General features: G+C 64.7%; 19 protein-coding genes. 5 read left to right on the plus strand and 14 right to left on the minus strand.

Annotation, left to right across the window (positions count from 1 at the left end; genetic code table 11):
- Window positions 1-112 precede the first annotated feature (112 nt).
- Window positions 113-1033, plus strand: coding sequence for a LysR family transcriptional regulator (locus tag RA21_RS10430; protein ID WP_039148559.1), 921 nt, complete (start codon window positions 113-115; stop codon window positions 1031-1033).
- Between the two features lie 339 nt (window positions 1034-1372).
- Here RA21_RS10430 and RA21_RS10435 read toward each other — a convergent pair whose 3' ends face one another.
- The gene (locus RA21_RS10435; RefSeq protein ID WP_019294778.1) at window positions 1373-1561 is read right to left on the minus strand and encodes a hypothetical protein; all 189 of its coding nucleotides are present in this window, start codon (window positions 1559-1561) and stop codon (window positions 1373-1375) included.
- Between the two features lie 181 nt (window positions 1562-1742).
- Here RA21_RS10435 and RA21_RS10440 point away from each other — a divergent pair, with 181 nt between their 5' ends.
- Complete coding sequence (locus RA21_RS10440) at window positions 1743-2663, plus strand: LytTR family DNA-binding domain-containing protein (protein ID WP_193748064.1); 921 nt, start codon at window positions 1743-1745, stop codon at window positions 2661-2663.
- Window positions 2664-2732: 69 nt separating this feature from the next.
- Here the strand turns inward: RA21_RS10440 and RA21_RS10445 are convergent, their stop codons facing one another.
- Window positions 2733-3335 carry an HD domain-containing protein gene (locus RA21_RS10445; RefSeq protein WP_019294780.1) on the minus strand — a complete coding sequence of 201 codons (603 nt, stop codon included), beginning with the start codon at window positions 3333-3335 and terminating at the stop codon, window positions 2733-2735.
- 99 nt (window positions 3336-3434) lie between these two features.
- Here RA21_RS10445 and RA21_RS10450 point away from each other — a divergent pair, with 99 nt between their 5' ends.
- Window positions 3435-4286 carry a LysR family transcriptional regulator gene (locus RA21_RS10450; protein ID WP_241483499.1) on the plus strand — a complete coding sequence of 284 codons (852 nt, stop codon included), beginning with the start codon at window positions 3435-3437 and terminating at the stop codon, window positions 4284-4286.
- A 23-nt stretch (window positions 4287-4309) separates the two neighbouring features.
- On the opposite strand, the gene RA21_RS10455 is transcribed toward RA21_RS10450, so the two are convergent.
- Genes RA21_RS10455 through RA21_RS10465 form a run of 3 tightly spaced genes read right to left on the minus strand, consistent with a single transcriptional unit; the run spans window position 4310 to window position 7003 of the window.
- Entirely contained in the window at window positions 4310-4966 is a 657-nt protein-coding gene (locus RA21_RS10455; protein ID WP_039148566.1) for a DUF938 domain-containing protein, read from the minus strand.
- Complete coding sequence (locus tag RA21_RS10460) at window positions 4966-6036, minus strand: NAD(P)/FAD-dependent oxidoreductase (protein ID WP_039148569.1); 1071 nt, start codon at window positions 6034-6036, stop codon at window positions 4966-4968. Before RA21_RS10460 ends, RA21_RS10455 begins: the two co-directional genes overlap by 1 nt.
- A 4-nt stretch (window positions 6037-6040) precedes the next feature.
- A complete protein-coding gene (locus RA21_RS10465; RefSeq protein WP_039148572.1) occupies window positions 6041-7003 on the minus strand; it encodes an aldo/keto reductase in 963 nt (320 codons plus the stop codon).
- A gap of 137 nt (window positions 7004-7140) precedes the next feature.
- Here RA21_RS10465 and RA21_RS10470 point away from each other — a divergent pair, with 137 nt between their 5' ends.
- The gene (locus RA21_RS10470) at window positions 7141-7584 is read left to right on the plus strand and encodes a hypothetical protein (RefSeq protein WP_039148575.1); all 444 of its coding nucleotides are present in this window, start codon (window positions 7141-7143) and stop codon (window positions 7582-7584) included.
- A 3-nt stretch (window positions 7585-7587) separates the two neighbouring features.
- Window positions 7588-8823 (plus strand): HlyD family secretion protein, encoded by a 1236-nt coding sequence (locus RA21_RS10475; RefSeq protein ID WP_019294786.1) that lies wholly within the window; start codon window positions 7588-7590, stop codon window positions 8821-8823.
- A gap of 66 nt (window positions 8824-8889) precedes the next feature.
- On the opposite strand, the gene RA21_RS10480 is transcribed toward RA21_RS10475, so the two are convergent.
- The 9 genes from RA21_RS10480 to RA21_RS10520 all read right to left on the minus strand — a co-directional run bounded on the left by RA21_RS10480 (window position 8890) and on the right by RA21_RS10520 (window position 19043).
- Window positions 8890-9246 carry a VOC family protein gene (locus tag RA21_RS10480; protein WP_039148578.1) on the minus strand — a complete coding sequence of 119 codons (357 nt, stop codon included), beginning with the start codon at window positions 9244-9246 and terminating at the stop codon, window positions 8890-8892.
- Between the two features lie 176 nt (window positions 9247-9422).
- A complete protein-coding gene (locus tag RA21_RS10485; RefSeq protein WP_039148581.1) occupies window positions 9423-10499 on the minus strand; it encodes a BMP family ABC transporter substrate-binding protein in 1077 nt (358 codons plus the stop codon).
- A gap of 61 nt (window positions 10500-10560) precedes the next feature.
- Entirely contained in the window at window positions 10561-11481 is a 921-nt protein-coding gene (locus RA21_RS10490; protein ID WP_039148584.1) for an ABC transporter permease, read from the minus strand.
- Window positions 11482-11494: 13 nt separating this feature from the next.
- Window positions 11495-11827: a hypothetical protein gene (locus RA21_RS10495; protein WP_039148588.1), complete on the minus strand. Its 333-nt coding sequence runs from the start codon at window positions 11825-11827 to the stop codon at window positions 11495-11497.
- Entirely contained in the window at window positions 11827-12909 is a 1083-nt protein-coding gene (locus RA21_RS10500; RefSeq protein WP_019294790.1) for an ABC transporter permease, read from the minus strand. The genes RA21_RS10495 and RA21_RS10500 overlap by 1 nt, the downstream gene beginning before the upstream one ends.
- A 42-nt stretch (window positions 12910-12951) precedes the next feature.
- Entirely contained in the window at window positions 12952-14469 is a 1518-nt protein-coding gene (locus RA21_RS10505) for an ABC transporter ATP-binding protein (RefSeq protein WP_019294791.1), read from the minus strand.
- Window positions 14466-15401 (minus strand): xanthine dehydrogenase accessory protein XdhC, encoded by a 936-nt coding sequence (gene xdhC / locus RA21_RS10510; protein ID WP_039148591.1) that lies wholly within the window; start codon window positions 15399-15401, stop codon window positions 14466-14468. Before xdhC ends, RA21_RS10505 begins: the two co-directional genes overlap by 4 nt.
- Window positions 15391-17685 (minus strand): xanthine dehydrogenase molybdopterin binding subunit, encoded by a 2295-nt coding sequence (gene xdhB, locus RA21_RS10515; RefSeq protein ID WP_039148594.1) that lies wholly within the window; start codon window positions 17683-17685, stop codon window positions 15391-15393. Before xdhB ends, xdhC begins: the two co-directional genes overlap by 11 nt.
- Complete coding sequence (locus tag RA21_RS10520; RefSeq protein ID WP_039148598.1) at window positions 17682-19043, minus strand: xanthine dehydrogenase small subunit; 1362 nt, start codon at window positions 19041-19043, stop codon at window positions 17682-17684. The genes xdhB and RA21_RS10520 overlap by 4 nt, the downstream gene beginning before the upstream one ends.
- Window positions 19044-19289: the final 246 nt, after the last annotated feature.

The following is a 19289-nucleotide window of genomic DNA, read 5'->3' on the forward strand; positions in this document are numbered from 1 at the left end:
ATTCAGGGTCTCCTGTCTGAAATACTGCGGGGTTTCACAGGAGCAACATGAGGGCGCTTGACCTTGGCGAAAACAGTTTGAAATGCAAAGGATTTGTGCGCAGAGTGCAAAGATGATTCAGGGGTCAAGCGCCAGTCTGTTTGTTCAGGTGGTCGAGGAGGGCAGCTTCTCGGCAGCGGCCCGGGTGCTGGGCGTGGCGCCGTCATCGGTGGCGCGCCAGATCAAGCAGCTGGAGGATGGGCTCGGCACCCGGCTGTTTCAGCGCACCACCCGCAAACAGAGCCTGTCTGAGGCTGGCGAGCTTTATTACCGGCACGCAAAACGCGCGGTGGAAGAGCTGGAGACCGCCCGGGCTGCCATATCCCGGCTGTCCAGCGCGCCAGCGGGGGTGCTGACGGTCACGGCAGAGCCTGATCTGGCCACGGCCCTGATCGCACCGCTGATGCCCGGCTTTCTGGCCGCCCATCCGGACATCCAGGTGAAGCTGCAGTTTTCCTCGGCGCTTGAGGATCTGGTGGAAGGCCGGATCGACGTGGCCATCCGCATGGGGCAGCTGAAGGATTCCAGCCTGATTGCCCGCAAGATCTTCGATAGCCGCTCTCAGCTTTATGCCAGCCCCGGGTATCTGGAGGCCTTCGGCACTCCGGACCATCCGGAGGAACTCGCCGGCCACCAATGCCTCTCCTTCCGCTCTGAGGCGCAGAAGGTGGTGTGGCGGTTCCAGACGCCGCAAGGCGAATGCGCCGTACCGGTTGCCGGGAGGGTTCAGGCGAACGGGCTGGCGTTTCTGAAAAGCCTGGCCGTTTCCGGCTGCGGCATTGTGATGATCCCGGAATGGGCGGCTGCCCGGGAGCTGGAGAGCGGCACGCTGGTTCCGGTGCTGGCTGGTTTCGGCGCCATTCCGGCATCGACACCGGTTTATGCGGTCTATTCGTCGCGGCGCCATCTTGAGCCCAAGACGCGGGCGTTTGCGGACCACCTGGCCAGTGCGTTGCCAGGCGGGCGGGCCGGGCAGCGCCGCGGCAGGCGCTAAGCAAAGTTTGGCGCTGTAAGGCTGGCGCGTTTACCTGTCCGCTGCGTGCGCAAGGGGGTGGCAGTGGCCCGCCTGCGGATCGCAGATGGCGACAATAAATCAGAGCCCGGGTGGATTGGGGCGAATTTTACCACAATCAAAAGAATCCGCCAGAGGGAAAAATCCGCCAGTTTCCCTGCGAAAACATGCATTTACCCATTCACAATCCGGAATGCCTCTGGCTAAGCTTGGAGCATGGAAACCGGAGGTATCAGACAGCCGCAATGCCGGGCTTCTGCGGGGCCGATGCCCGGACGGAGGTTTTACGGACTGCACATAGCGCGGGTGCGGGCGCAGGGCCTAGTCCCGGCGGGTACCCTGCAGCGGATAGCTGTCCAGGGCCACGCCAATCCACCGCATCGCCGCAGCGAGGGCCGCTTCGGCAGTATCGCGCGCGGCCGGGTCTGCGCCGGCAGCGAAATAGATATCTTTGAGACGGTCGAGATCGCTGGCGGCCTTGTCGAAATCTGCGGGAACAAACTGGCGCATTCTGGATCTGCCATGGATGGGGAAAGGAATTGACGAAAGCGAACGGGTGAGCGCGGAGACAGCTTCCTTTGTGCGGCAATACAAGGAAAGAAGCCATCTCCGGCCACTCATCAACAGAAAACCTGATAACGGGGGGCTGATAGGTTTGGGGACGATCAAGGACAATCTCCAAAGCCGCGAAATGCAGCTTTTTGACATGTTCGGTGAACCGCCGCAGTTCACGGTGCATGAAATGACGCTGGTTTTGCGCAGCGGAGTGTTTCTGAAATACGCCGCGGCAATAGTGGTGCTGCTGGCGGCGTTTGACACAGACGGATACCGGGAGGCCGGCATGCCGCTGCACGTGAACCTGCTTTTGTGGGTGATCTGCGTTGCAGGGTTTGTAAGTGCTTATGCAGGGATCCTGATAGCCTGGATCGCACTGGCACCGGGAGGGCGGGTTGTGCGGATGCTGCGTGCGGTGCCGAATATTGTGTCCATGGCACTGGTCACGGTGATGGTGGTGGCGCTGGCCGCGCCCTATACTGGAACGGGTGTCAGCTGGCGGGTGGTTCTGCAGCTCTTTCCCTACAATGTTGTGCTCAGCTATACGTTCGAGACGCTTTTGTTCCTGTTCATCCTGCCGCAGGCCAATACGGCGCTGGGCCTGGACCTGTACGGGCGCAAGCAGCGGGGCATCGGTAGTCCTGCCGTGACAGCAATGCCCGAACCTGCCTCAACGCAGCCGGAGCCGGCCGCGCAAAACGCTGGCGATGCAACTGCCGGTCTGAACGGGACCGCAGTTGTCCTGGGCGGGCAGAAGTTCGCGCTGGAACAGCTGCATTACGTGAAATCAGAGGAGCATTACCTGCGGATATCGGCAGGAGACAGCGAGCTGACTCTGCGCGGGCGGCTTGCCGACCTGCTGGCGCAGATGCCGCAGGATGCGGGCCTGCAGCCGCACCGGTCCTGGTGGGTGGCCCGGGATGCGGTCGCGGGGCTGAGGCGCGGCGGGCAGAGCGATGTGCTGCTGCTGGCGGATGGCGGTGAGGTGCCGGTGGCCCGCGGCCGGCGCGCCCATGTGCGGGAGATTTTGCAGGCCTGGCAGATCGGAACGGAATGACGGGCCGCTGACAGAAACACCCCGCCTGGACCTGGCCGGGCGGGGTGCTGCTCCTGATTGGCAAAGGGTCTAGCCCGCAGGCTGCTCCTCTGCGGTTTCGGCCAGCTCCATATGGCCCCAGCCGCGCGACAGAACCTTGCGCAGGATCGGCTCGAAAAACTCCAGCGGTTTGGTGGGATACTCCGGGTCAAAGGCGCATTGGTCGTATGTTTCGCAGAAGTACCGGCAGTCCTCCCAATAGGGGCTGTCGCGGTATTTGTCGCGGGCGTTGCGGTCGCCGCCGAAGTGGTGGTTGTAGTAGAAGCCCTGGAACACGCAGTGGTGCTTGAGGATCCAGTAGGTCTTTTCGCTGACATAGGGCTTCATCATCGCCGCCGACAGCTCACCGTGATTGTAGGGGGACAGGATGTCGCCGGTGTCATGCACCAGCGCGGCCACGATGATCTCGTCATCGGCGCCGTCTTCCCAGGCGCGGGTCGCGGCCTGCAGGCTGTGCTGGTAGCGGTTCACCGGGTAGGGGGTCCAGTCCTCGTCCAGCGAGCGGATCGCGTCGAGGATGCGGTCGGGCAGGGCGGCGTTATAGGCCTCCTCGTAGGCTTCAACGGCTTTCCAGTCCTCGGCGGTGGCTTCTGTGAAACTGGTCCAGGTTGGCTTGTGGCTTTTGTCCAGCATGGCGCGGGTCCTTTGATTGATCTGCGGACAAGCTAGCGAGTTTGGCCTGAGCAGGAAAACGAATTGATTTGCTCAAGGCGAAAGGAAATAGTGATCACCATGCAGATCAGCGCGTTCAAAACCTTTTTGGCGATCGAGGCCGCGGGCAGCTTTCACGGCGCGGCGCGGGCGCTGAATGTGACGCAAACTGCCGTCAGTGCCCGGATCAAGGCGCTGGAGGAAGCACTGGGCACGCCGCTGTTCGACCGCGGACCCGGCGGCACGCGGCTGAGCGCGGCGGGGCGGCAGTTTCTGCCCTATGCCGAGCAGATGATGCGGACGTGGGAGTTTGTCGCGGGTGATCTGAAGGCGAGCCTGGCGGGCCGGGTGCCGCTGCGGCTGGGGGCACAGCTGTCGGTCTGGGACCCGCTTCTGGTGGATGTGGCAGTGTGGCTGGAGGAGGTGCAGGGCACGGTGCCCTTCACGCTGAACTATGACCACGCGATGAACATGGGCGAGGCGGTGGCGCGCCGTCTGCTGGACGTGGCGATTGTGAACGAGGTGCCGGCGGGTGCGCGGCTATCGGTTGAGGAGCTGCCGCCCGAGCGGCTGGTGCTGGTGGCGGACCAGCCCTTGCGGCTGGGGCGGGATGCGCTGCCCCTGTTCATCAACCTGGAATTCGGCGCTGAGTACGATGCGCAATTGCATGATGTTCTGCCCGCCCGCAGCCGTCAGCACATCGTGCTGGGGAATGCGCTGATGGGGCTGCGCTATCTGCAAAAACGCGGCGGCATAGGATATTTCCCGGCCTATATGGCAGCAGAGGCGCTGGCGGCGGGTGCGCTGCATGCAGTCGAGGGGGCGCCGGAGATCAGCCTCGGCTGCCGGGCGCTCTATCTGCCCGACAATCCGGCGCTGGAGCACATCCGCCAGGTGGTCCGTGGGCTGCAGCAGGTGCGCGGCGGCGGCTAAGGGAGAATATTCCGGCGCGGAAATCAGATTGCGCGTTTTTCCGAAACCAGCGCCAGGTTGTTGGCGGGCATGTCCACCGCCTGAACCAGCTCCAGCCCGGCGGCCTGCAGACAGCGACGGACGTCGGCGTCATCCTTATAGCCGGTCTCCGGATCGTTCGCGGTGATGGCGGTATGGAAGGCGCGGTCGCCTTCGCTGATGAGGTTGCCGCCGCGCATGAAGGGGCCGTAGATCACAAACCGCCCGCCGGGGGCGAGGGCAGCAGCGGCCTCTTGGATCAGGGTGCGGGCCTCGCTTTCACTGATGAGATGCAGCAGGTTCACCAGCACGATCAGATCCTGGCCTGCATGATCGGCGCCCCAGCCGGGGGCGGTGGCGTCCAGCTCGATGGGCGGTGCGATGTTGGGCAGGCCTGCCTCATCGGCATAGGCCTGGATACTGGTGCGGCGGGTGGCGTCCACCTCGGTCGGCTGCCAGGTCAGGCCGGGCAGCCGGGCCGCGTATTCAATCACATGCTGGCCGGTGCCGCTGGCGATTTCCAGGGCGCGGCCCTGTGGCGGGGCCACTTTTGCAAGCAGATCGCAGATCGCGCCGGCATTGCGGGCGGCGGAGGGGGCAAACAGCTTGCCCCCCTGCGGTTCCGCGACAGAGGCCGTGCCGGGAACGGAGCGCACCGGCATCAGCGCAGCCGCGCGGGCGACAGCGCGGCGACGGTGGCGGCATCCAGCACCGGCGCGCGGCCTGCCACCAGATCGGCAATCAGCTGCGAGGCGGCGGGGGCAGTCATGATGCCGTAGCCGCCCTGACCGGCACACCAGATGAACTCCGGCTGATCCGGATCCGGCCCCAGCACCAGGGTGCCGTCAGCGACAAAGCTGCGCAGGCCGGCAAAATTGCTTTCGACCCGCGTCACCGGCTCAGTCACCATCTCCTCATAGCGGGCCAGCCCTTCGGCCAGCACCATGTCATCGGCATAGGCGTCATGCGGCTCCACCGGATCGGCGTCGGCGGGGGAGACCAGCAGCTTGCCGGCATCAGGTTTGGCGTACCAGGTCTCACCTGCGCCCAGCAGCATCGGCCAGCCGCTGACATCATGGCCGCCGGGGGCGGGCAGCCGTGCCATCGAGCGGCGCTTGGGCTGCAGGCCGATGGCGGCGACCCCGGCAAGCGCGGCAACCTTATCGGCCCAGGCTCCCGCGGCGTTGACCAGGTTGCGCGCCTCATAAACGGTGCCGCCCGCGGTGACCTGCCAGCCGCCTGCAATGCGGGTGATGGCGGTGACGGGTGCCTTGGTCACAGTCTGCCCGCCCGCAGCGCGCAGGGTTTTGGCGAAGTCCTGCAGCATCCTGTCGGTGTCGATGTCCTCGGCGGCACCGCTGATAGCGGTGAAGCCTACGGTTTCCGGGTTCAGGATCGGCACCATGGCGCGGGCCTCGTCCAGCTCCAGCGTCGCCATGCCCAGTTCATCCACGTCGCGTGCAAAGAGATCGCCTTCGTCCTTGGCTCCGACCAGCATCAGCCCGCGTGGCGACAGGTAACCGTTCTCGCGCAGATGCGCGGCGCTGGCGCGGTTCAGGTCGATGGTGGGGCCGTGGCCGTAGTTTTCCTCAAACAACGCAGCGGAGCGGCCGGAGGAATGGTAGCCAAGCGCGTCCTCCATTTCGAGCAGGGTGACGCTGCCGAGGCCGGCCAGCCGGGCGGCGGCGCTGGTGCCACCCATGCCGCCGCCGATGACGATGAAATCCTGCATGGGTCTAGTCCTTGTCGTTTTCTTGTTCTTCCAGCCGGTCGGTGGCGGGCGCGGGGCGCGGGCTGAGCGCCTCAATCGCGCGGTAGAGGTCTGCGTCCATCGCGTAGTCCAGCGCTGCCAGCGAGGGCTGAAGCTGTTCCGCGTTGCGGGCAGAGATGATCGGAACCGGCGCGGAAGGATGGGCCGCGGCCCAGGCCACGGCGAGGGTGGCGGGATGGGTGCCGCGCTGGGCTGCTAGCTCTGTCAGCGCGGTGGCCGTTTCGTGCATGGCGGCCGGGCTGTAGCGGATGCCATAACCCTTGTCCTCGGTGATGCGGCCGGTGCCGCCGGTGGCGTATTTGCCTGTCAGCAGACCGCCGCCGAGGGGCGAGTAGGGCACCGCGGTGATGCCCTGGTCGGCGCACATCGGCAGGATCTCCACCTCTGCCTGGCGTTTCACCAGCGAATACATTGGCTGCAGGATGTCGACGGAAACGCCGGAGGCCAGCCCGGCCATCTGCGCCTTCATCACCTGCCAGGCGGCAAAGTTCGACAGCGCCGCATAGCGGATCAGGCCCTCTGCCTTCAGTGCCGCGAAACAGTCCATGGTTTCGCGCAGGTCGGTGTGCGGGTCGAAGCGGTGCAAGTAGAAGACATCGACCATGTCCAGATCCAGCCGGCGGCGGCTTTCGTCCAGCTGGGTGCGCAGATTGGCAGCGCCTGCGCCGCCCTCGTAACCGGCCTTGGTGGCAATCAAAAGCTGGTCGCGCTCCTGCTTGATGAGGCGGCCAAGGATCTGTTCGGACTTGCCATCGGTATAGACCCAGGCAGTGTCGAAATGAGTGATGCCGGCGGCGCGGCAGGCGGCGTACATATCTGCCGACTGCGCCTCAGTGGCGCGGCCGCCGAACTGCATGCAGCCAAAGGCAAAGCGGCTGGCGGGGGTGCCGTCGGGGCTGGTGAGGGGCGTGCGGGGGCTCTGTGTCATGGCGGGAGAGTGGCACGCAAGGAAGGGCAGGCAAAGGGCAATTCCGGCGCCGGCCAGACAAAATGCTTGGTCAAAGGGCCGGGCAGTGCAACTATCAGATGCAGTTCAAGAAAATAAATTGAAACGGGGGACGGACGATGACGACGCCCAATGCACATCCGATGGCTGCGGGGCATATTCCTTCTTATGTCACTGCGGCGGACGGAAGCGATTTCCTTTTTACCTTCATGGCGGTGTTCACCATCACCCTGATCCTGTTGATCGGGGTTGCCTATTTCACCCTGCACGCGCTGCCGGAGAAGATGGCGCACAAGAGCAATCACCCGCAGTTCCAGCTGGTCGGCATTCTGGCGCTGCTGGCGCTGTTTACCCACAACAATATCTTCTGGGTGGCCGCGATCCTGATGGCGGGGTTCCAGATCCCGGATCTGGCCGCGCCGCTACGGTCCATTGCCGATGCGGTCCGCGGTCTGGGGCGGGAGCCTGAGGCGCCTGCGGTGCAGGGGGAAGATACCCCGCCGCCGGACGAACCGGATGCGCCTGCGCCGGCGCAGGGTGAACCCGTGGCAGAGGGGCACTGAACCATGATTGAGACACTTCTGTGCGCGCTGGTCACCATCCTGCCCGACTTCCTGTTCCGCCGCTTTGTGCAGGGCAAGCGGGTCGGCCAGGAGCTGACGCTGTTTTCTGTCTGGTACGAGTTGCGCTGGGGTCTGACGGCCTGCGTGATGCTGACCCTGACGGTGCTGACCACGCTGTTCTATTTCCATCCGGCGACCAATACGGTGGCCTCCTACTTCCGCACCGTCACCATCCTGCCGCAGGTCGGCGGGCGGGTGGCCGAGGTCTATGTCGTCAACAATCAGGAAGTGAAGGCCGGCGATCCGATCCTGCGGCTGGAGGGGCTGTCGCAAAAGGCTGCCCTTGAATCCGCCCATGCGGCGATTGCTCAGGTTGAGGCCTCGCGCAAGCTGGCAGATACAGACTTGGCCCAGGCAGATGCGGGCATTGCCCAGGCGCAGGCGGCGCTGACGCAGGCACGCGATGATCTGGAACGGAACCAGACGCTGCGGGACCAGGGCTCCAGCGCGGTGCGTCCGGCTGAGATTGAGCGCCTGGAGAACCTGGTGGACCAGCGGGCGGCCTCGGTTGAGGCTGCGCGGGCGCAGAAGGCAGCAGTGGAGCAGCAGATCGAGGTGCTGATCCCGGCCCAGATGGCCAGCGCCGAGGCGCAGCTGCAATTGGCGCAGGCGGAGCTGGACAAAACGCTGATCAGTGCCGGTGTCGATGGCCGGGTGGAGCAGTTCGCGCTGCAGGTCGGCGACTACGTCAGTCCGGTGCTGCGCCCGGCAGGCATTCTGGTGCCTTTGGCCTCTGGCAGGAACCGCTTCCAGGCGGGGTTCAACCAGATGTCGGCGCAGGTGATCAAGCCCGGCATGATTGGTGAGATCGGCTGCATGACCAAGCCCTTCACGGTGATCCCTATGGTGGTGGTCGAAGTGCAGGACGTGATCGCAACCGGCCAGCTGCGCCCCACGGATGAGCTGCGCGACTTGGGCAACATGCGCAAGCCCGGCACCATCACCGTCTTCATGGAGCCGCTTTACGAGGGCACTGCCGAGGCGCTGCCGCCGGGCAGCAATTGCCTGGCCAATGTCTATACCAGCAACCACGAGCGGCTGGAGCATGACGACAGCATCGGCACCGCTGAGTGGGCCTTCCTGCATGTGGTGGACACCATCGGGGTCGTCCATGCGGCGGGCCTGCGGCTGCGGCTCTTGCTGATGCCGGTGCAGACGCTGGTGCTGTCCGGGCACTGAGGCGGGTCTTGCCGAAAGGACAGGAAAGGCGGGCCTGCGGGTCCGCCTTTTGCCATTGCGGCTTGCTCAGTCCGCGAAACACAGCTTGTTGCCGTCCAGGTCCCGCACATAGGCTGAGAACCGCGGTCCGCGCTGACCCGGCGCGCCTTCGCAGGTGCCGCCGAGTTCGAGCGCCTTTTTGTGCAGCCGGGCGGCTTCGTCTGCGGAGCCGAGGCTGAAGCCTGCCATGGTTCCATTGCCATTGGCGGCCGGTGCGCCGTCAAAGGGGAGGGCGGCGGCAAAGGCAAAATCGTCCTTCAGCCAATAGGTCATCCGGTCGCTGGGCCGGACTTGGGTGAACCCCTGGTTTTCAAAAAGCGCGTCATAGAATTTGACCGCGGCGTCCATGTTGTTGGTGCCGACAACGAAGTAATTCAGTTTCAAGAGTGTTCTCCAAAGTGCTTGAGCGCGCCGCGGGCAGGTTTCCGCGGGCTTGTGGAGCGGGGAGTACATCAGGGCAGTGACAGGGTGTGTCAGCAGGCTTTGCTGAGATCAGACGTTTTGCGGCAACAAAAAGGCCCGCCAAGTGGCGGGCCTTTGTGTGTCTCAGAATGGTCCGTTTACTGCGGGATGTCGCCTTCGATGCCTTCGACATAGAAGTTCATGCCGGCCAGGGTGCCGTCATCGGCTGTTTCGCCCTCTGCCAGCCAGGCAGAGCCGTCCTGTTTGTTAATCGGGCCGGTGAAGGCGTGGTAGGTGCCATTGGCCTGCGCGTCCTTGATTGCCAGTGCCGCGGCTTTGACGTCCGCAGGCACCACGTCCGAAATTTCACCGATGCCAACCATGCCGGCGCCGATGCCGTCCCAGGTATCAACCGATTCCCAGGTGCCGTCGATCACGGCCTTGGTGCGGGCGATGTAGTAGGGCGCCCAGTCGTCGATGATGGAGGAGACGCGCGGTTTCGGTGCGTATTCCGACATGTCGGAGGCTTGGCCGAAGGTAATCACGTTGCCGGCGGCCTGTGCGGCGGCCTGCGGCGCGGTGGAGTCGGTGTGCTGCAGGATCACGTCGGCGCCCTGTTCGATCAGCACCTTGGCGGCATCAGCCTCTTTCGCCGGATCGAACCAGGTGAAGGCCCAGACGATCTTGAACTGGACGTCGGGGTTCACCTTCTTGGCGTGGAGATAGGCGGAGTTGATGCCGCGGATCACTTCCGGGATCGGGTAGGAGCCGATGTAGCCGATGATGTTCGACTCAGTCATATGGCCCGCAATGGTGCCCTGCACCGCGCGGCCTTCATAGAAGCGGGCGGAGTAGGTCGAAACGTTGTCGGCGCGCTTGTAGCCGGTGGCGTGCTCGAATTTCACGTTCGGGAATTTCTTGGCGACGTTGATGGTCGGGTCCATGTAGCCAAAGGAGGTGGTGAAGATCAGGTCGGCGCCTTCCAGCGCCATCTGGGTCATCACGCGTTCGGCATCCGGGCCTTCGGCGACGTTTTCCACATAGACGGTTTCGACCTGGTCGCCGAATTCGGCTTCAACCGCCTTGCGGCCCTGGTCGTGCTCATAGGTCCAGCCGCCGTCGCCGACGGGGCCGACATAGACAAAGCCCACCTTGGTTTTGTCTTCGGCGCAGGCCGCGCCTGCGGCCAGGCCAAGCGCCACGGCGGCGCTGGTCAGAAGGTTGGTCAGTTTCATCAGGATCTCCCCAGTTTACATCTATTGGCCCCGGCAGAGGGGGCAGTGAAAAGCCCCCCGTCTAGCGGGAGGCGTGGAAGTTGCGGCCAAGCGAGGCAGGTGCGCTGCTTTTGTCCGCCGAAAGGATAACAAGCACAATGATTGTAATCAGATAGGGCGACATTGCCAGATACTCGACCGGAATGGCAACGCCTGCTGCCTGCAGATTGAGCTGCACAACGGTGACGCCGCCAAAGAGATAGGCACCCAGCAGTGCGCGCCAGGGTTTCCAGCTGGCAAACACCACAAGCGCCAGCGCGATCCAGCCGATGCCGGCGGTCATGCCTTCGGTCCATTGCGGCACGCGGATCAGGCTGATGTAGGCGCCGCCAAGGCCCGCGCAGGCGCCGCCGAACATGATCGCCAGAAGGCGGATTTTCAGCACTTTGTATCCCAGCGCATGGGCGGCGTCGTGGTTCTCGCCGACCGCGCGCAGCACCAGGCCGAGCCGGGAGTATTTCAGCATCCACCAGACCGCGGCGGTCAGCGCGATGCCGAAGTAGAGGATGATGTCATGGCCGAACAGGATCGGGCCGACAACGGGCAGGTCGCTGAGGACCGGGATGTGGATATCCCCCATCTGCGGCGGCTTGATGCCGACATAGGATTGCCCCATCAGCGCCGAGAGGCCGAGGCCAAAGAGCGTCAGTGACAGGCCGGAGGCCACCTGGTTGGCCTGGGCAAACTGGGTGAGGATGGCAAACAGGATCGACAGCGCCGCGCCTGCGATGGCGGCGGCGATGAAGCCAAGGAAGGGCGAGCCGCTTTCCACTGCGGTGGCAAAGCCTGCGATGGCGCCGACGATCATCATCCCCTCAACCCCGAGGTTCAGCACGCCGGCCTTTTCGACCACCAGTTCGCCGATGGCCGCCAGCAAAAGCGGGGTTGCCGCCACCATCAGCGAGGCGATGAGCAGGACCGGGTTGATTGCAGAAAGATCCATAAGTTTGCTCTCCTCACCGTTGCCAGAATTCAATGAAAGGCACCGCGCCGACACATACGCCAGCAACGAAGGCGAAAATTCTGGGGATGCTGATTTTTTTTGGTGCGGGATGAGAGGCTGTTTCCTGCTTTTTGCTGCCAAGGAGCCAAAAGAGGACAGAAAGACCGAGAAACAGCAATGTATCCCAGAACAAGAGTAAAAAGAGAACTCCTGCACCGACCATCAAGGCGTATGCGCCAAGCGAAAGCCAAACGGCCATAAACGGAATTGCCAGACCATATAGGAAGTAACCAGTGAGGTCTGCAAGTTTCAGGCATTTTTCCCAAGCGGAGCTAAGAGCTATCATCACGCCACCTCCGGCTTGCCGATTGCGATGCGGAAATTGGTGAGCAGGTCGAAAGCCAGGAGGAAGAACAGAAGCATCCCCTGGAAGACCTGAATGGCGGCGGCGGGAAGCTGCAGGTTCGACTGCGCGATGTCGCCGCCAATGTAGGTCAGCGCCATCAGCCCGCCTGCCAGCAGGATGCCGACGGGGTGCAGGCGGCCCAGGAAGGCGACGATGATCGCGGTGAAGCCATATCCCACGTTGAAGTCGATGGAGATCTGGCCCGACGGCCCGGAGACCTCAAACAGACCGGCAAGACCTGCCAGCGCGCCGGAGGTGCCAAGGCAGAACAGCACCAGGCGGGTAGGGTTCACACCGGCGAATTTGGCGGCGCGGGGCGCCTCGCCGGTCAGGCGGATGTGGTAGCCGGTCATGTGGCGGTTCAGCAGCACATAGGCAAAGATCACCGCAATCAGCGCCGCCACCACGCCCCAATGCATGCCGGTGCCTGCAATCAGCTCGGCGTTATGGGCGGCGTCCCAGGACTGAAGGTTGCGGGAACCGGGGAAGCCGAAGCCCTCGGGGTTCTTCAACAGGCCCAGCGAGACCGAGGCCAGGAACTGTTCGGCCACATAGACCAGCATCAGCGAGACCAGGATTTCGTTGGTGCCGAAGCGGGTTTTCAGCACCGCCGGGATCATTGCCCAGATCCAGCCGCCAAAGGCGCCTGCGAGGACCATGAACGGGAAGATCAGGAAGGACTCGGAAGGGTAGAAGGCAAGGCCCGCCCCGGCGCCAAAGATGGCGCCCATGATGTACTGGCCCTCGGCGCCGATGTTCCAGATGCCGGCGCGGAAGCCCAGCGACAGGCCGATGGCGATCAGCACCAGCGGCGCGCCTTTGACCAGCAGTTGCGGGCGGTAGTAGAAGGAAAACTCGCCAAACAGCGGTTCCCAGAAAATGGTGCGGATCGCCTCAACCGGCGGTTTGCCAAGCGCCGCGAACAAGAGCCCGCCAACGATCATGGTGGCAATCACCGCCACCAGCGGCGTCGCCATCGACCAGGCGCGCGACGGTTGCGGCCGTTTCTCAAGCCGGATCATGCAGCGGCTCCCTGTTTCTTCTTATGATTTCTGTTGCGGAGGTCAGACATGCGCCACCTCCATGCCGTGGGCGCCGCCCATCATCAGGCCGATCTCGTCCACCGTCAGGCCTGCGGCTTCGCGCGGGGCGCTGAGGCGGCCTTCGTTGAGGGCGGCAAAGCTGTCGGAGATTTCCATCAGCTCATCCAGATCCTGGCTGATGCAGATCACCGCGGCGCCCTTGGCGGCCAGATCGAGCAGCGACTGGCGGATGGCGGCGGCTGCAGCGGCATCGACGCCCCAGGTCGGCTGGTTCACAACCAGCACATCCGGGTCCTGCAGCACCTCGCGCCCGATCACGAATTTCTGCAGGTTGCCGCCGGACAGCGACCGCGCAGCATTGCCGGGACCCGGTGTGCGGACGTCAAACGCCTTGATGATGCGCTCGGCAAAATCCTTGGTGGCGCCCCAGTCGAGGAAGCCGTTTTTCTCCAGCCCCTCGCGCACCGAACCGGTGAGCATGGCGTTTTCGGTCAGGCTCATGTCCGGGGCCGCGGCGTGGCCGAGGCGTTCCTCCGGCGCGGCCAGCACGCCGAGCTTGCGGCGGGCGGTGGGGCCAAGCTTGCCGATCGGTTCCCCGTGCAGTTTTACCGCATCCGCCTCGGTCAGTGTTTCGCCGGACAGCACGCCCAGCAGCTCGTCCTGGCCATTGCCGGCCACGCCGCCAATGCCGAGGATTTCGCCCTTGCGCACGGTCAGATGCACGTTCTTGAGCGCGGTGCCAAAGGCGGAAGGGGCCGGCACAGACAGGCCGGAGATGTCCATCGCCACGGCGCCGAACTCGCGGCTGCCGCGTTCGGGGGTCTGCAGGGTGCTGCCGACCATCATCTCGGCCATGTCGCGGGCGGAGGTCTCGGAGGGGATGCATTCCCCCACATTCTTGCCCAGCCGCAGGATGGTGGCGTGGTCGCAGAGGGTGCGGATTTCCTCCAGCTTGTGGGAGATATAGAGGATTGAGGTGCCCTCGGACTGCAGCTTCTGCAGGGTCTTGAACAGGATCTCCACCTCCTGCGGGGTCAGCACCGAGGTCGGTTCGTCCATGATCAGCAGTTTCGGGTCCTGCAGCAGGCAGCGGATGATCTCGACCCTCTGGCGCTCGCCTGCCGACAGGTCGCCGACGGTGCGGAACGGGTCCAGCGGCAGGCCGTAGGTTTCAGACACCTCGCGGATGCGGGCGGCGAGATCGCGCATTTCCGGCGGGTTTTCCATGCCGAGCGCGATGTTTTCGGCAACATTGAGCGCGTCGAACAGCGAGAAATGCTGGAACACCATGGCGATGCCGTCGGCGCGCGCCTGGCGCGGCTCGGCGGGTTCATAGGGCTGGCCGCGCAGCAGCATCTTGCCGTTGTCGGGCTTCACCAGCCCGTAGATCATCTTGACCAGCGTCGACTTGCCGGCGCCGTTTTCGCCCAGGAGGGCATGCACTTCGCCCTCGCCGATGTCAAAGGAGACGGTGTCATTTGCCACCACTCCGGGGTAGGCCTTGGTCAGGCCCTGCAGGCTCAACAGTGGTACAGTCACGCGCGTGCGCCCTCTCTCAGTTCATCTTTTGCACTGTGGCGCAGCAGCTGGGCCGCAACGCCGACCGCAATCATTTGCGGATGTTTTCCAAGCTCCGGATCGCCGATCGGGCAGGTGATCCGTGAAATCTGTTCCGGGCTGTGGCCCAGGGCCGCCAGGCGGGAGCGGAACCGCGCCCATTTGGTTCTGGAGCCGATCAGCCCGGCAAAAGCGAAGCCGTGGCCCAGCAAGGCGTGGCATAGCGCCAGATCCAGCGCGTGGGAATAGGTCAGCACCAAATGCGCAGCGTTTTCAGGTGCATGCGGCACAAGGAGCGCAACGTCAGCAGCCGGAACCGTGGTGACACCGGTTGGGACGTCAGCCGGGAACCGTTCTGGCGCCGTGTCGGCCCAGGTGATTGCCATGTCCGGCAGCGGCGCCAGCACTTTCACCAGCGCGCGGCCGACGTGGCCGGCGCCCCAGATCCAGACCGGGCGGCTGGGATGGTGAACCGGTTCGATCATCCAGCCATCGACCAGCTGCGGTTCGGGCGGGATGCCCTGGCTGCGGGCGGCGGCAAGGATGCGTTTCACCGCCATCGGCATCGGCGCGGGGGCGGCGGGGCGGGCAATGATTTCGCTGTCCAGGCTGTCCAGATCGGAAGCCTCGTAGACTTCACTCAGCAGGGTGACAGCGCCGCCGCAGCACTGGCCCAGGTCCGGACCCAGCGCGTGGGTGCTGAAACGTTTTGGGGCGATCTGATCCCGCGCGGCTTCGGCAGCCTCGAACTCCAAGGTGCCGCCGCCGATGGTGCCGCTCTGGCCGTCCTGCCAGACAAGCATGGCGGCGCCTGGTTCGCGCGGGGAGGAGCCGCGGACGGCGGCGATCACCACCCGGGTCACGCGGCCGTGCGCGGCGACGGCCTCGCGCAATGCCTGAACGTCAAATCCCATCGCGCACCCTCCGGATTGCGCGCCAGACTTCCTCTGCCGTGGCGGGCGCGTTCAGTGCCGGGTAGGCCGGCCCGAAGGCGGAAACTGCATCGCTGAGCGCCAGCCAGGCGGAGATGCCCAGCATGAAGGGCGGCTCGCCCACCGCCTTGGAGCGGTAGATGGTGTCCTCGCGGTTCTGCCCGTCCCAGAGTTTCACGTTGAACACATCGGGCCGGTCTGAGCAGGCGGGGATTTTGTATGTGGAGGGCGCGTGGGTGCGCAGGCGGCCGGCGTCGTCCCAGACCAGCTCCTCGGTGGTCAGCCAGCCGGCGCCCTGGACATAGCCGCCCTCGATCTGGCCCACGTCCAGCGCCGGGTTCAGCGAGGCGCCGGCGTCATGCAGGATATCGCAGCGCAGGATGCGGTTCTCGCCGGTCAGGGCATCCACCGCCACCTCCGTCACCGCGGCGCCATAGGCGAAGTAGTAGAACGGGCGGCCCTGGCCCTTGATCCGGTCCCATTCGACCTTGGGTGTCTTGTAAAAACCGGTGGCCGACAGGCTGACGCGGCCCTGGTAGCAGGCCATGGCGGCCTGATCGAAGGTCATTATGTCCTGGCCGACCCGCACCTGGCCGTTTTTGAACACCACATCGCCGGGCCTCGCCTGATGCTGCAGCGCCAGGTGCTCGGCCATGCGGGCGCGGATGGTGTCGCAGGCGGCCTTCACCGCCATGCCGTTGAGGTCGGAGCCGGAGGAGGCGGCGGTGGCCGAGGTATTGGGCACCTTGCCGGTGTCGGTGGCGGTGATCTTGACCTTCTCCAGCGGGATGCCAAAGCGGCTGGCGGCAACCTGCGCCACCTTCTGGAACAGGCCTTGGCCCATCTCGGTGCCGCCGTGGTTCAGATGCACGGAGCCGTCCTGGTAGACATGCACCAAAGCGCCGGCCTGGTTGAGGTGTGTGAGAGTGAAGGAGATGCCGAATTTCACGGGGGAGAAGGCGATGCCGCGCTTCAGGTGGGTCTGAGTCTTGTTCCATTCGGCAATCGCCGCCTTGCGGGCAGCGTAGTCCGAGGAACGCAGCAGATCCGCCGTCATCCCGTGCAGCTCGAAATCCGTGACTTCCATGCCGTAGGGCGTGGTGTTGTCCGGCTTCGCCTCCGCCGGTGCCGCATAATAGTTCCGCTGCCGCAGCTCCGCCGGGTCGATCCCGAGGTCATGGGCAATGTGGTCCATCACCCGTTCGATCCCCACCATGCCCTGCGGGCCGCCAAAGCCGCGGTAAGCGGTGGCGCTTTGGCGGTTGGTGCGCAGGCGATGGCTTTCGATGCGGATGCTGGGGATCAGATAGGCGTTGTCGGCGTGCAGCATCGCCCGGTCGGCAACCGGCAGCGACAGGTCCTGGGCCCAGCCGCAATCGGCCAGATGCAGGAACTCGATGCCCTGCAGCTGTCCATCGTCACCGAACCCGGCACGATAGGAGATGCGGAAGGCGTGGCGTTTGCCGGTGATCACCATGTCGTCGTCGCGGTCATAGCGCATCTTGCAGGGCTTGCCGGTCAGCCGCGCCGCAACCGCACAGGCGACAGCCAGAGCGTTGCCCTGGCTTTCCTTACCGCCAAAGCCGCCGCCCATGCGGCGGGTCTCGACGCGCACGGCGTGCATCGGCAGGCCGATAGCGTCGGCGACCTTGTGCTGGATCTCGGTCGGGTGCTGGGTGGAGGAGAAGACATGCATGCCGCCATCCTCCTGCGGCCAGGCCATGGCTGCCTGGCCTTCAAGATAGAAATGCTCCTGCCCACCGAGTTCGAAGCTGCCTTCGACGATCCGCGGGGCCGCGTCGATTGCGGCAGCAGCGTCGCCTTTCTGATAAATGCGCGGGCCTTCCTCGAACCGGCTGTCGGCGGCCAGCGCCGCGTCCAGGGTCAGCAGGGCGGGTTCTTCCTGATAGTCGACCTTACCCTTGCGGGCGGCGATGCGGGCATTGCGGTGGCTGTCGGCGACCACCAGAAACACCGGCTGGCCGACGTAGTTGACGGTGCCCGCCGCGAGCAGCGGCTCGTCATGGATCGAAGGGGAGACGTCGTTGGAAAACGGCAGCCCCTTGGCGGTCATCACCGCAGCGACGCCGGGGCTGTGCTGCACATCGTGCAGGTGCATGCCGGTGATATGGCCGCGGGCGATGGGGGCGAGGCCGAAGGCCAGATGCAACGTGCCTGCGGGCGTGGGAATGTCGTCCACATAGCGGGCGGCGCCGGTCACATGCAGGTCTGCGGCGTCATGGGGAAGGGGCTTGGAGACGCTCATGGGCGGACCTCCAGCACCGAAACCACCTGGCCGCCCCTCTCGGCGAAGTAGCGGGTGAGCATGCTGCGCGCGGTTTCCAGCCGGTAGCCGGCGGAGGCGCGCATGTCGGTCATCGGGGTGAAATCCTGATCAAACGAGGCGGCGGCGGATTGGATCGAGGCCTCATCCCAGGGCTGGCCGGTCAGCGCCGCCTCGACATTTGCGGCGCGTTTCGGGATGCCTGCCATGCCGCCGAATGCAATGCGGGCGGCGGTGATCCGGCCGTTCTCCACGGTGATATTGAAAGCGCCGAGCACGGCGGAGATGTCCTGGTCGAAGCGTTTGGACAGCTTGTAGACCTTGAGGGTATCAGGCTGGCGGGGGAAGCTGACGGCCTCGACAAACTCGCCGGGCTGGCGGTCCTGCTTGCCATAGTCGAGGAAGAAATCCTCCAGCGGCAGTTCGCGGCGGCTGTTCCCCTTGCGCAGGTGCAGGGTGGCATCCAGCGCGATCAAGGCGGGCGGCGTGTCGCCGATGGGGGAGCCGTTGGCGATATTGCCGCCGACGGTGGCCGCGGCGCGCACCTGCTGGGAGGCGAAGCGGCGCAGCATTTCAGCAAAGGAGGGATGCAGCGGTTCCATCGCGGCGCGCAGGGCGTTCATATCGGCCATGGCACCGATGCGGACGGTGGTGCCGGTGACCTCGATGCCCTTCAGGTCCGCGCAGCCATCAAGGAAGATCATCTGCGGCAGGTGGCGCAGCTGCTTGGTGACCCAGAGGCCGACGTCAGTGGCGCCGGCGATCAGCGTTGCATCCGGGGTTTGTTCGCAGAGTTCCGCCAGTTCGTCTGCCGACTGCGGCATTAGCGGCTGCGGACCGGGGTCAACCGGGCGGTCGCGGGTGATCCAGTCCGGCACCGGGGCATCCTTGGCGGCCTCAGCCGCGCGGATGATCGGGGCGTAGCCGGTGCAGCGGCACAGGTTACCTGCCAGCTGGTCGTCGAAGTCCGTGGCGCCATTTGCGTGGGCGGTCACCATCGACATGATGAAGCCGGGGGTGCAGAAGCCGCATTGGCTGCCGTGGTGATCCACCATTGCCTGCTGCATTGGGTGCAGGCTGCCGTCCGGGCCTGCGGCACCCTCGACGGTTCGGACGGATTTACCGTTCAGCTGCGGCAGGAACAGGATGCAGGCGTTGAGAGCCTTGGAACCGCGCGCGTCGGTGACCATGACGGTGCAGGCGCCGCAATCGCCCTCGTTGCAGCCTTCTTTGGTGCCGGTAAGCCCCCTTTCGTCGCGCAGCCAGTCCAGCAAAGTTGCCGACGGATCTGCGTCCGGAATGCGGACCTCTTCACCATTCAGACGAAAGGTGAGTGCCATCTTCCCGATACCGCCGCTTTACCCTGTTGACCCTATGTGCCGCCCCCTCGATGCGGCGCAGAGGGGGAAGCGGGCTGTTTTATTGCTTGCTGACAACAGCCTAGGGAGCGGCCCGTTGCCAAAGCAAGGAAAACCGGTGCTGCGCTGCAGTATTTTGCGGAGCAAGAAAATTGCGGGCTATGCGGGTAGAGCATTCATATTTATGCGTTTTATCCGCATGTTTGCGGGGGCTTTACGCGCTGGATG

Origin of the sequence: Leisingera sp. ANG-DT, from assembly GCF_000813785.1 — a bacterium.
Lineage (GTDB): Bacteria > Pseudomonadota > Alphaproteobacteria > Rhodobacterales > Rhodobacteraceae > Leisingera.